The 12,714-nt window shown below is 45.0% G+C and carries 9 protein-coding genes; 3 read left to right on the top strand and 6 right to left on the bottom strand.

Annotated elements, in window-relative coordinates:
* Positions 1 to 5: 5 nt before the first annotated feature.
* From LC508_RS21000 to LC508_RS20975, 6 genes are read right to left on the bottom strand one after another with little or no spacing between them, the layout of a single operon-like run.
* Positions 6 to 782 (bottom strand): SDR family NAD(P)-dependent oxidoreductase, encoded by a 777-nt coding sequence (locus tag LC508_RS21000; protein ID WP_052099490.1) that lies wholly within the window; start codon positions 780 to 782, stop codon positions 6 to 8.
* Positions 783 to 822: 40 nt separating this feature from the next.
* Positions 823 to 1,566: an ABC transporter ATP-binding protein gene (locus LC508_RS20995; protein WP_033141576.1), complete on the bottom strand. Its 744-nt coding sequence runs from the start codon at positions 1,564 to 1,566 to the stop codon at positions 823 to 825.
* A 19-nt stretch (positions 1,567 to 1,585) separates the two neighbouring features.
* On the bottom strand, positions 1,586 to 2,350 hold the full coding sequence (locus tag LC508_RS20990) for an ABC transporter ATP-binding protein (protein WP_033141577.1): 765 nt from the start codon (positions 2,348 to 2,350) through the stop codon (positions 1,586 to 1,588).
* A complete protein-coding gene (locus LC508_RS20985; RefSeq protein WP_052099492.1) occupies positions 2,320 to 3,093 on the bottom strand; it encodes an ABC transporter permease in 774 nt (257 codons plus the stop codon). The genes LC508_RS20990 and LC508_RS20985 overlap by 31 nt, the downstream gene beginning before the upstream one ends.
* Positions 3,093 to 3,923, bottom strand: a complete 831-nt coding sequence (locus tag LC508_RS20980; RefSeq protein ID WP_181014455.1) for an ABC transporter permease — start codon at positions 3,921 to 3,923, stop codon at positions 3,093 to 3,095. The genes LC508_RS20985 and LC508_RS20980 overlap by 1 nt, the downstream gene beginning before the upstream one ends.
* An 18-nt stretch (positions 3,924 to 3,941) precedes the next feature.
* Positions 3,942 to 5,036 (bottom strand): ABC transporter substrate-binding protein, encoded by a 1,095-nt coding sequence (locus LC508_RS20975; RefSeq protein WP_033141580.1) that lies wholly within the window; start codon positions 5,034 to 5,036, stop codon positions 3,942 to 3,944.
* Between the two features lie 346 nt (positions 5,037 to 5,382).
* Here LC508_RS20975 and LC508_RS20970 point away from each other — a divergent pair, with 346 nt between their 5' ends.
* The 3 genes from LC508_RS20970 (at position 5,383) to LC508_RS20960 (ending at position 12,668) form a co-directional block, all read left to right on the top strand.
* Positions 5,383 to 6,426, top strand: a complete 1,044-nt coding sequence (locus LC508_RS20970; protein WP_033141581.1) for a LacI family DNA-binding transcriptional regulator — start codon at positions 5,383 to 5,385, stop codon at positions 6,424 to 6,426.
* Positions 6,427 to 6,531: 105 nt separating this feature from the next.
* A complete protein-coding gene (locus LC508_RS20965) occupies positions 6,532 to 7,563 on the top strand; it encodes a LacI family DNA-binding transcriptional regulator (RefSeq protein WP_054350359.1) in 1,032 nt (343 codons plus the stop codon).
* A gap of 227 nt (positions 7,564 to 7,790) precedes the next feature.
* Positions 7,791 to 12,668 (top strand): CheR family methyltransferase, encoded by a 4,878-nt coding sequence (locus LC508_RS20960; RefSeq protein ID WP_103731521.1) that lies wholly within the window; start codon positions 7,791 to 7,793, stop codon positions 12,666 to 12,668.
* Positions 12,669 to 12,714: the final 46 nt, after the last annotated feature.

Genomic DNA, 12,714 nt, shown 5'->3' with positions numbered 1-12,714 from the left:
CCTCCTCATAATTCAATATCCGGCAGGCCAAGAGCAGACTGCCCTCCGTCTACAAACAAGGTCTGACCCGTCACATAACTGGCTTCATCTGAAGCGAGGAACACCACAGGTTCTGCAATCTCACTGACATCTGCCAGCCTCTTCATGGGAACCGCTGCCAGTATCTGTTTCTCACTGACGATTCCCATATTCATCCCGTCTAATAACAGCTGAGTTAAAATCCACCCGGGGGCAACCGCATTCACCCGAATATGATATTTGGCCCACTCAGAAGCCAGAACAGCAGTCAAACCGTTAATGCCCGCCTTGCTGATACAGTACGGTGCTCTTCCGGGCAGGGTCTCAGTAGAAGTTCCTGATGATATATTTACAATGGCACCGCCTTTGTCCTTCATGATATTCGCCGCTTCCTGGGCACAGAAAAAAGCTCCTTTTAAGTTGATGTTCATAAGCAGGTCCCACTTCTCTTCCTCAAATTCGAGGGAAGGCATACGAATCTGCACCCCTGCGTTATTAACCAAAATATCCAGAACCTTCTGTTCCTTTCCGAATCTTTCAAAACAGGAAGCAATACTTTTTCTGTCACTCACATCCAGCATATAAGCTCCGGTGTTAATACCGTACTTCTCATGCAGCGCTTTTGCTGCTTCCTCTGCATTTTGGATTTTGATATCACCAATAAAAACATCCGCACCTTCTTTTGCAAAACACTCAGCAACCGCATATCCAATTCCCTGTGCGCCTCCGGTCACCAGCACTTTTTTATCTCTCAGATTTTTCATGTATATTCCTTCGCCTCTCTCTGCACCCGCTAAACACGTCTTACCACCACTTAATCTCTTCTGTTATCTTTTTCCTGATCTCAACAAATTTCTCATCTGCAATATCCCTTGGTCTCGGAAGCTCTACTACCACTTCATCTTTTACCCTTGCGGGTTTATTCGACAGGATCAGTATTTTTTCCGCCAGATATACTGCCTCTTCCAAGTTGTGGGTGATAAACAGGACAGTACTGCCTGTTGCCTTCCAGAGTTTGATCACCTCATCTTCCAGGAAATATCTCATTTTAATATCCATCTGCCCATACGGCTCATCCATCAGCAGCAAATCAGGGTTCATAGCAAATGCCCTGCCAATCACAACCCTCTGCTCCATACTCACTGACATCTCGTGAGGATATGCTTTGCGAAACTTTTCCAATCCAAGTAAGCCAATGATTTTGTCAGACTGCGCTTTTATTTCACGGGCCGGCCTCTTTTTGACCTTCAGCCCATATTCAATATTTTCCTCTGCGGTCAGCCACGGAAAAGCTGAAGGTTCCTGAAACACAAAGGATATATTATGTTTCTGAGGATCAGCCGGCTCACCGTCTATGTAAATTTCTCCGGACGTGGGCTCTGTAAGCTTCGTTAAAAGTCTTAAGAATGTTGTCTTTCCGCAGCCTGTAGGACCCACGATACATACAAACTCTCCTTTTTTTATCTGGAAGGAAACCTTATCAAGAACTCTTAAATCCCCAAAACACTTTGTCAGGTTTTCTACCCTTACCTTTACCTCTTCTCCCATATGTGCATCCTGCCTTCTTTTATAATGCCAAATCCATATTTTTCTCTATTGTTTCCCTCATTCTGAGAAACTCTGTATCTACATAGTCTCTTGGCCGCTGAAGAGCCTCCAGGGTATAAATTTCTTTCACTGAGGCAGGGCACTCACTGAGCAGGATGATTCTGTCTCCCAGATATACAGCCTCCTCAATATTATTTGTGACAAAAATCACCGTGCGCTTCTCCTTTTCCCAGATTCTGAGCACTTCCTCCTCCATCTGATACCGTGTCTGCGCATCCAACGCCCCAAATGGCTCATCCATCAATAAAATATCGGGATCGCTGCAGTAAGCCCTGGCAATTCCCACCCTCTGTTTCATCCCTCCTGACAACTGACGCGGATAGGAATTTTCAAATCCCTTTAACCCAACCAGCTCGATCAAATACTGTGCCTGCTCTCTTCGTCTCGCTTTATTTACACCTTTCAGCTCCTGGGAAAATTCCACATTCTGCATGACTGTCTTCCAGGGAAATACTGCTGTCTTCTGGAAAACAAAACCAACCTTTTTTTCATCATTGCTGGGGAACTTCACTTCCCCAGCTGTAGGCTTCTCCAGGCCGCTTATTATGTTCAGCAGAACGCTTTTCCCACATTGACCGGGACCCAGTATGACAAGAAATTCATTTTCATAGACATCAATGGAAATATTATTCACTGCCTCGAAGATTTCCTTTCTGGCATAAAAAGACTTTGATATATTTTTTAATGTCAGTTTTACCCGTTTTTCTTTTCCATCCACGGACATAACCACCTTTCCATCAATGTAAAAACCGCACTTAAAATCGCTCCCACCAGACCAATCAGTATCATTCCGCACAGGACAAGAGCAACATCATAGCTCTCATTCCCCCTTGTGATCAGGAATCCGAGACCTGATTTACTGGCTATCATTTCTGCTGCCACAACCACCATCCAACCGCTGCTCAGCGCGATCTTTACTCCTGCCATGATAGCCGGAAGCGCTGCCGGCATAACCACATGGCACAGCATTTGAAAGGTATTGGCATTATAAACACGGCCTACATTTAAATACATAGGGTCCACCATGCTTACACCGGTCGCTGTATTCAATACTACCGGAAAAAACGCGCCTATAAATACCAGCAGAACCTTCGAAAATTCACCGACTCCAAACCATAAAATCACCAATGGTATCCAGGCAATTGGAGGAATGGGACGCAGCGCCGTCAATATAGGGCCTAAAACAGCGTTCATCTTTTTGCTCCATCCCATGATCAGGCCTATGCCTATTCCTGAGGCAACCGCCAGAACAAGAGCAGTCAAAACCCTCTTCAAACTGATTAATATGTGTCCTATGATTGTTGTTTTGCTGATTGGCGTTTCTGCCATCTTTAAAAATCTTTCCCAGGTTGCTTGGGGCGTTGGAAAGAAATCAGGCTTACTGTTGGAAACGATTACCCAGAGAACCACCAATGCAATAAGGGATATGCATGTCAGGCAAATATCTTTTAACTTACGTCTCTCCATTATTTGGCCCTCCATCTGATTACCCTGTTTTCCAATTTATTCAGGACAGCTGTGAGAACTGCTCCTATAACACCAATTGTAAGCATACCGACAATGATTATGTCGGATCTTCCAAGAGCTCTGCCCTGCTGGATCATATAGCCTAAGCCGGCTGTCGCGGAAAGCATTTCTGCTGCAACCAAAGTGGACCACGCATTCCCAAGAGCCACCCTGATACCAGTGAATGCAAGAGGCATGGCTGAAGGCGTGCAGACTGTGATAAATATTTTCCATCTGCTTGCCCCGCATGTTTTCGCCACGTCGATAAGCACAGAATTTGTAAGCTTTACACCTGTATAAGAATTGATCACACAGGGAACAAAAGCAGCCAGAAATATGATAAAACATTTTGCCGTTGTTCCTATTCCCAGCCAGATAACAGATAATGGAATCCAGGCAATAGGGGGAATGGGACGTATAATTTCAAAAATGGGGTTTACCAGCTTGTCAAATGTATGATAATACCCAAGGAGCAGCCCTAAAGGCACTCCTATAACAGCTGCTGCCACATAACCTATCAGCGCCAGCTTTAAACTCTCCCAGATATGTACACCCAGGACCGCTCCATCAGGATTGGGCTGCGTGAGTTTGTCCACAAATGCCATGAAAGCCTCCGATGGAGAACATACAAACTGAGAATTTACCCAGGACAGCCGCACTGCTGCCTCCCAAATTCCCAAAAACACAATGACACTGGCTGCTGAAATCAGAAACAGCTGTATTTTCTCTTTTGCCCTCTTTTTCTCTTCAATCTGAACAGAACTCACTATTTTTTCAGATTCTTTCATAATCCTTACCTCATAAGCAGTTTAATCCAGTGTAACGTTTGCCATAAAAGTTCCGTCAACTGCCTTATTATCAATCATGGCCTGTTTGTCTTTCTCTGTTAATTTACCTTGTGATATCATAAAGTCAGCAAACTTCAGTAAATCCTCCTGAGCTGCGATATTTCCATCACTATCTTGCGCAAAAGCCTTTTTATTTTCCTCCAAAGATGGGAAAGTACGGGTCTCGATATCTCTTTTAGCTGCCGACTCCGTCATGGAGATCCCCTCTTCTTCCTCAAAATCATACAAAAGTTGGGCACTGCCTTCCGGATCTTTTCTCAATTCTTCCACTGACTGCAAATAACATTTAAGCCATTCCTGCACCACCTCAGGTCTGTTTTTAACTGCATCCTCCGTAGCAACAATCAGAGTAGGCATCTTTAATCCCAGATGGCCTGCATCCGCCACTTTTATCCATCCTTCAACATCTTCTGCCTGGTATCCAAACGGCGACCACAAGCATACGACATCTGCTTCTCCGGCCTTAAATGCAGCATATGATTGTGCTACTGCTGTATCAATTATCTCTACATCATTCATGGTAAGCCCCAAATGTTCAAGCGTTGCTATCAGGGTCATATGGCACGTGGTTCCGGTCTGGCAGAGAATTTTCTTACCTTTCCAGTCCTCTGCAGTTCCCCTCACTCCCATCTCATCTGCATCTTTGCCAGCCAGTTCACTATCTTTTCTCACCCAGATATCCAGTGCCTGAGTGTCATCACAGGAGTAGCCAAGAACCTTCATATTATAGGCAGGACATCCAAGCACTGCCCCGCCGATACCTGTTGTCCCGACTTCCCATGCACCGGATGCAATCGCCTCGTTCTGTACAGGGCCTCCTGCATACATATCAATGGTATAATCAAACTCATCATAGAGTCCATTATCCTCCGCATAGATACTGGGCAGCGCATGCAGATACGGGTGATGACTGATCTTAAGCGGTATCTTATCTTCGCTTTTGCTCTCATTTCCCGCAGTCTCCAAATTCTTTTTCTGCTCTTTGCCGCTGCCGCATGCAGCCAACGTTACACCCAAAATTCCTGTCACTAACAATACTGCTAATTTTTTCTTCATGTTTTTCCTCCCAATATGATTTAATTCACGCTCCATTTGTTACTATCTACAATTTATCTTGTATTTTCTTCGGATTCAACGCCTATTTACACAAACGTTTTTCCTTTTTTCGCTATTTTCACTGTCAATTTATTCATAAACCTTATATTTTCCCTTATCTTTTTTATTCTTCTTTGACTGTCGTTATCTTACGCAAACGTTTGTATTTTTTTGCATTTTATTATTTTATTTTTTTAATATAATGAAAATATGAATACTAACGTATCCGAAAATTAGATCCTGCGAAATACATGCCGCAGTTCTCTAAAATAAATCTTCAGTATGACCAGGACAAGGAGGGAATTCTATGATTTTAAAAGATATCGCAAAAGAAGCAGGTGTCTCCATCTCAACTGTCTCCCGAGTTATCAACGGAAAGGAACAAGGAGCCGCCAGTAAAGAAACACGTGATAAAATCTGGTCCATTGTACGGAAAAATGGCTATACCCCTAACATCCTGGCACAGAATCTGAAACGCAGGACATCTATTACGGATTCCAAAGAAAATCCGCTGTTCTATATAGACTGCCTTCAGGCCCGTACCCCCAATCTAAATACAGATCCTTTTTTCTCCGAACTGGAGCGTGCACTGGAACAAGAGGCTTTTGATTATAATTATATTGTCAAACATACATACCGACCTATGGACCTGAAGTCTCTGGATTCTATGATACAGGCAGATGGACGGAATATATGCGGTCTTGTTATACTGGGAAGATACATGTTCACAAAAGAACAATTAAAGATCCTGAAAGAAGTATATAAAAACATTATTTATGTGGGACTCAATGCCATACCGCTAAAATGTGACCAGGTTATATGCGACGGATACAAAGCAGGCATCAGTGCAGTGGAACATTTAATAGAACTGGGGCACAAAAAAATCGCCTATATTGGAGAACAGGCGAATGAATGCCGTTTTCTGGCCTATAAGGATGCTTTATCCATGCATAATTTAAATTTTACGATCCATAATACTGCCAACGTGATACAATCCACAGACGGTGGATACAAAGGCGCTCAGAAGTTAATAAACAGCAGCTCTGATTTTACAGCTGTTTTCTGTGCAAATGATCTGACTGCCATTGGCGCCATCAAAGCCTTTCATGAGAATAAAAAACAGGTCAGCAAAGATATTTCTGTCATAAGCGTGGATGATATCGATCTGGCTCAATACGTAACACCCATGCTTACCACTGTACATATCCCCATCGAAGAATTAGGCAGACAGACTGCACGCATATTAATCGACCGCATAAACGGCAGACATACTCTTCCAATGAAAGTAGAACTACCGTTTTTCATAGCTAAACGTGACAGTTGTTCCAAATACCGTTCTGCAAACAGATAGACATGTACCGAATCCCTGCCTATCTGCCCTGCTCTTTTGGGGATATCTACGACAGTATGGATTTTCTGTATCGGCTTATAATATAACAACACAGGAGGAAATCAAATGACACTGAAGGATATTGCAAAGGAAGCCGGGGTTTCCATCTCCACAGTCTCAAGAGTCATAAACAATAAAGGAAGCAATGCTGCCAGCAAACATACCCAGGACAAAATCTGGTCTATCGTCCGAAAAAACGGATACATCCCAAACGCGGCTGCCCGGACATTAAAGAACGGCAGCCCCGTCCCGGAGGAATCCGAACCGTCTTACACGATTGACTGTATTTACGGTGAACATTCCAGAACAGATATCAGCCCACTTTACCAGGAATTAGAGCGGGCAATTGAACAGATCGCCATTCGACAAAAATGTACTGTACGCCGCTCTTTTTTTCTGGAAGAATTTTCCTTTCCCCCAAATCCCCCAACAACGCAAAAAAACAATGCTGACGGTGCTGTGTTATTCGGAAAACGATGCCTGACGCAGCGGCAGTTTGAACTTCTTGAAACCACCTACCGAAACCTTGTATACATCGGCATCAATCCTCTGGATTTAAAATGCGACCAGGTTATATGTAATGGTTATCATGCGTCTGTTACTGCTGTACAATATCTTCACCGTCTGAAGCATAATAAAATCGGATATCTCGGGGCACAAAAAGACACTTCCTGTTTTCAGGGATACAAACAGGCACTGAGAGAACTTGGACTGCCCTTTCACATAACCAATACGGTCAATGTCAAGGAGACAATGGAGGGGGGCTATCACGGAGCAAGGCTGCTTCTGGAACGGGAGGCTGACATCACCGCAGTTGTATGCGCTGATGATCTGACAGCTATAGGTGCAATGCAGTATTACCGGGAATGCAGAAGGAGAATCCCAAAAGATATCTCAGTCATAGGAATCGGCGATATTCCCCATGCCCAGCGCACTATACCCATGCTCACTACAGTACATGTTCCCGTCGGAGAGCTGGGTAATATTGCCATGAAGGTTTTACTGGACCGGATTCAGGGCGGACATAAACTGAATCTGAAAGTGGAACTGCCCCATTATATAGCTGAGAGGAATAGCTGCGCCAGATATACCAGGTAATTTTATAAATAGCTGAAATTGTATCCAGATAGTTTAATATTTACTTAAGAATGACAAACTTTGGCAAATACAAGTGCAATGTGTCATTCCATATGATATACTTAAATAATACTTGATGAGGAAATATCTTCATCAGGTGTTTTTTGCATAAAAAGAAAAGTTATAAATCAAATATAAAAAAATATATACTATAGCCATAGTTATTGTCTGCATGAAAGGAGACTATTATGGAAGAGAAGGATGCCGGTCAGGCAGAGCATCTTACACTGAATCAGGAAAATGTTCGATGTTATGTTGGTGTAGGGGCTTCCGCAGGGGGTGTGGAGGCATTACAGGAACTATTTCAGCATATGCCGCCGGACACCGGCGCATCTTTTATTATTGTACAGCATCTTTCGCCGGACGCAGTCAGCCTGATGGATAAAATTTTGCAGAAATCCTCCAGTCTGCCGGTGCAGTTGGCCGAGGAAGGCGCAGTTCCCCAGCCCAATCACATCTACTTAAATCACCCGGGAAAAACATTGACCATGAAAGAAGGAAAGTTTCACCTGGAATCTGCTCATGACCGAAACCAGCTCTATCTGCCCATTAATCTGCTGTTCCAGTCCCTGGCCTCGGTAAGCGATGTGCATGCCGCGGCCATTATCCTGTCAGGAAGCGGTTCTGACGGAGCGATTGGAATCGGCTCTATCAAGGAAAACGGGGGACTTGTCATAGTTCAGAAACCCACAGAGGCCCAGTATGCATCCATGCCCCAGAGTGCCATTTCAACAGGTATGGTGGACCTGATTCTAAACGTGACGCAGATAGGCTCATCCCTGAGAGAATACCTGAAAAATCCTCATATACAGTCCATGCACCAGGAAGAACCGGATCACATGGAGCTGGCAGAGGATTATTCCTGCATTCTCAATGCTATCAGCCAGTATTCGGATATTGATTTTACGATCTATAAAACAAATACCATTTACCGAAGGATTGAACGCCGCATCGCACTCAATAATTTCCATGGAGTGGAGGAATATCTGGACTATCTCCTCTCAACAGAGGAAGAACGTGCCCAGCTTCACCGGGATCTGCTTATTGGCGTAACTTCCTTCTTCCGGGATGAGGAAGCATTCCGCCATCTGGGTGAGAATGTGGTCATTCCCCTCCTTAAGAAAAAGAAGTCCATCCGCCTGTGGAGTATCGCATGTTCTACCGGTGAAGAAGTATATTCCCTGGCAATACTGCTCTGCGAATGTATGGAATACCTGCATTTTACTGCGGATGTGAAAATATTTGCCACAGATGTGGATCAAAATGCCATCACTACCGCCCAGAAGGGCATTTACTCGGAAAGTCTTCTGGAAAATCTGAATCAGGCAATATTAGACCGCTACTTTGAACACACAAGCGGCGGATACCTGGCAGGCGAAAAGATCAGGAAAATGATCGTCTTTGCCAAACATAATATTTTCAGGGATGCCCCTTTCTCAAAATTGGATCTGATCGTCTGCCGTAATATGTTCATCTATGTGAAACCGGAAATGCAGCAGAAGGCACTGGCCTCCTTCTATCAGCTCTTAGTTGATGACGGCTATCTGTTTTTAGGCAGCAGCGAATCCGTTGGGGATATGGGAGATGCTTATAATCTGCTGGATAAAAAGTGGAAGATATATTCTAAAAATAAACAGTATTCCAAAAAAGATATTTCCATGTATCCGGCTTTGAACATGTTTGGGAATTTTTCTCCCCACCAGACAGAACGTATCCAGAAGGCTAATCCCCTGCAGAAACAACTGCACTCTACCAATATCTCTGAAAAGCTGCTGTTCGCCATGGCCGGGCCATCCGTTCTGCTCAATCATGAGTTTAAGGTACTGCAGGTCATTCAGGGCGGCGGGCAGTATATGAGGATGCAGGACGGACAATTTGACGGAGGCCTCAGCTCCTTTTTTTCTCCCAGCCTGGCTGCCTTTCTCAATCGTCTGCTTCTGGATTCCAGAAAGATATCCGACGGTATCGTTGAAAAACGGGCTACCGGCCTGGCAGACTACCCCGAGGAAGTTTTGTGTGTGAAAGTTCGCTTTTTCAACCTTACCGAAGGGGAATACTACCTGATACAAATCAAATCCGAAGAAAAGGCAGAGTCAGAAGCTGCTGATTCCCCCATGGATTTAAGAGAATTAAAGGACAGCCGTATTCAGATCCTGGAAAATGCGCTGAATGAAAGCAACTGGAATTTGAAACTGGCCGTAGAGGAATCGGAATCCCGCAACGAAGAGCTGCAGGCCACCAATGAAGAACTTCTGGCATCCAATGAGGAACTTCAAAGCACCAATGAGGAAATGCAGTCCGTCAACGAGGAGCTTTACACCATCAATGCTGAGTACCAGAACAAGATTGTGGAACTGACCACTGCCAATGCGGACTTTGATAACCTTTTACTGAACGCAGATGTGGGTGCCCTGTATGTGGATGAAAATATGCACATCCGAAAAATAACGCCCCTTATGCTCCAGCATACAAATCTGCGGGTCACAGACCTGGAACGTCCGGTCACACAGATCAACTTCCTTGATTCTTACCCTGACTTTACACAGGATGTAACTGATGTATCAAGACATGGAAAAATTGTGGAAAAGGAGATCACCGATCAAAATAATGTCATCTGGCTTGTACGGATCCGCCCTTATTTTGACCATACCCACACCCCAAAGGGTGTCCTCATATCCATGTTCGATATCACCAAACGTCTGGAAGCCGCCAAATTTGATCTAAAACATCTGACGGACAGTGTCCCGGGCGGTGTGCTCCGCCTAAGATTCAATGATATCCTGGTGATCGAGTATGCAAATGACAGCTTCTTTGACCTGATCGGGTATACCTCGGAGGAAATGTGCCTGGACCTGCATAACCGTTTCGACCGCCTCCTGCATACTTCCGACTGGGTTGAACTAAAGGAAGAAATCCGGGATGCCGCCTCCGTCGGCAGACTTCTCAAGGTAGAATGCCGCCTGTGGCAGAAGAATGGAACAGGCCGCTGGTGTTCCCTGCAGGCCGTAGCATTCCGGCAGGAACGGCATATCGAACTGCAGTGTATCGTCACTGATATCTCACTGATCAAAGACTATGAGGAGCAGCTCAAAAAAGAACGCGATTATTATAATAAGCTGTATCAAAACGTAGTCTGCGGGATCGTTCAATATGAAATAGAGGACAACAACCTGCGTTGTTATAACGCGAACAGTGAAGCCCTCCAAATGCTGGGTTATAAGTCCATGGAGGAATTTCGCAGGCAGACAGCGCAGACACTTCCTCAGGTGACCGTTTCTGAGGATACGGAATACATACGGCGCACACTGCTTTCTCTGAAGGAAGAAGGTGAATGTGCCAGTTTTGAACACCGTGTCTGCACAAAGGATGACGGTATCCGCTGGGTCACAGGAGTGGCAAAGGTGATCTGCACCCCGGACGGCAAAAAACTGATTCAGAGTACATTTATGGACACCACCGCAAGAAAACGTGCCCTGGAGCAGGTGGAGGCAGAGCGCGACCGGTATGACAGACTTTACAAGGTACTCTATAATACAGCTGTATGCGGAATCGTCCAAGTGGATATCCGAAGCAATAAAATCTTGAGCATAAACAAAATCGCACTTGATATTTTGGATGAAAAAAATGAGGGAGACATTGAAAGACATCTTTTTAATGAGACACCGGAGGACAAACATCAGAAATGCCTGGCGGGAATCGGTACCTTTATGCATTCTCTTGGTAAACCGGGTGAACAGCGTGAGGTACGTTTTAACCTGACGAAACAGGACGGCGGCCTTACCACTATTGAAGGTACCGCCAACTGGATCATAGAAGACAAAGTCTCCAGTATCATTCAGTTTACTTTCCTGGACGTGACGGAGCGCGAACGTCTGAAAGAAGCGCAAATGCAGCTGGCAGTTGCAATCCAGTCCAATGCTGCCAAAACAGGATTCCTTTCCAAAATGAGCCACGAGATCCGTACACCTATGAACGGCATTATGGGTATGATCGATATCGCAAGATTAAATATGGATGACAGGGATAAAATCGAGGACTGTCTGGATAAAATGAAACTTTCCATGCAGCACCTTCAGATGCTGGTAAATGATGTACTGGATATGTCAAAAATTGAGAGCGGCAAGATGGAATGCAGGGAAGTGGATTACGATCTGCGTCAGTTGTTGGAGGAAATCATCGCTGAATATAATTTTGCTGCCACCAAAGGCGGAGTCGGCCTGACACGGGCCATCAGTATCCGGCACCAGCATGTGATCTCCGATCCTGTCTTTCTGCGCGAGATTCTGGGGAACCTGCTGAGCAATGCCATAAAATTCACACAATCAATGGGTATGGTGGTACTGGTGGCTGAGGAAGTATCTGTCAATGAGGAACAGGCCGAATTCACATTCCGAGTCAAAGACTCCGGCTGCGGTATCAGCCCGGAGAACCAGGAGGTCATTTTCGACGCTTTTGAACAGGGTGATGGGAATAACATGAGCAAAACCCCGGGTACAGGACTGGGACTGGCAATCTGCAAGAACCTGGTAGAACTTCTGGGCGGAACCCTTCAGGTGGAGAGCCGGCTCGAATTCGGTTCAGAGTTCTACTTTACAATACCGATGAAATTGTCCAAATGTCAGACAGCCGCTGATCGGGTCACACCGAAAGCGGACAGGATAGACAGCTCTTTAAAAGAAAAACGCATTCTTCTTGCAGAAGATAATGACCTCAATGCAGAGATTGCCCAGACACTGCTTGGCAGCTACAATTTTCAGGTGGAACGCTGCAAAAACGGAAAAGAAGCCCTGGAAAGCTATTTACAAAAACCGGCGGGATATTATGATCTGATTCTTATGGATATAAAGATGCCGGTTATGGACGGCCTGACATCTGCCCGGGAAATCCGAAAGTGCCAAAAGCCGGGGGCAGCTGAAATCCCCATAATCGCCATGAGCGCCAATGCCTTCCAGGATGATGTGGAACGTTCGCTCAATGCCGGTATGAACGCACATACTACCAAACCTATTGAGATTGAAAAATTGGTGCATTTAATTAGTACCTATCTGGAAAAGGCTGATAGGTAATGCAGGAATCAAGGGGGGCTTGTTTTGGACAGCCCCCTTGATTCCT

Origin of the sequence: Blautia parvula, assembly GCF_020215665.1 — a bacterium.
Taxonomy (GTDB): Bacteria; Bacillota; Clostridia; order Lachnospirales; family Lachnospiraceae; genus Blautia; species Blautia celeris.
Note: the sequence above shows the minus strand (reverse complement) of the source record. Positions and strands in the feature narration are given on the sequence as shown.

Coding starts and splice junctions, on each gene's coding strand:
- LC508_RS20995 (WP_033141576.1), bottom strand. CDS start 1,566: ATGGGAGAAGAGGTAAAGGTAAGGGTAGAAAACCTGACAAAGTGTTTT.
- LC508_RS20975 (WP_033141580.1), bottom strand. CDS start 5,036: ATGAAGAAAAAATTAGCAGTATTGTTAGTGACAGGAATTTTGGGTGTA.
- LC508_RS20965 (WP_054350359.1), top strand. CDS start 6,532: ATGACACTGAAGGATATTGCAAAGGAAGCCGGGGTTTCCATCTCCACA.
- LC508_RS21000 (WP_052099490.1), bottom strand. CDS start 782: ATGAAAAATCTGAGAGATAAAAAAGTGCTGGTGACCGGAGGCGCACAG.
- LC508_RS20985 (WP_052099492.1), bottom strand. CDS start 3,093: ATGGAGAGACGTAAGTTAAAAGATATTTGCCTGACATGCATATCCCTT.
- LC508_RS20990 (WP_033141577.1), bottom strand. CDS start 2,350: ATGTCCGTGGATGGAAAAGAAAAACGGGTAAAACTGACATTAAAAAAT.
- LC508_RS20960 (WP_103731521.1), top strand. CDS start 7,791: ATGGAAGAGAAGGATGCCGGTCAGGCAGAGCATCTTACACTGAATCAG.
- LC508_RS20970 (WP_033141581.1), top strand. CDS start 5,383: ATGATTTTAAAAGATATCGCAAAAGAAGCAGGTGTCTCCATCTCAACT.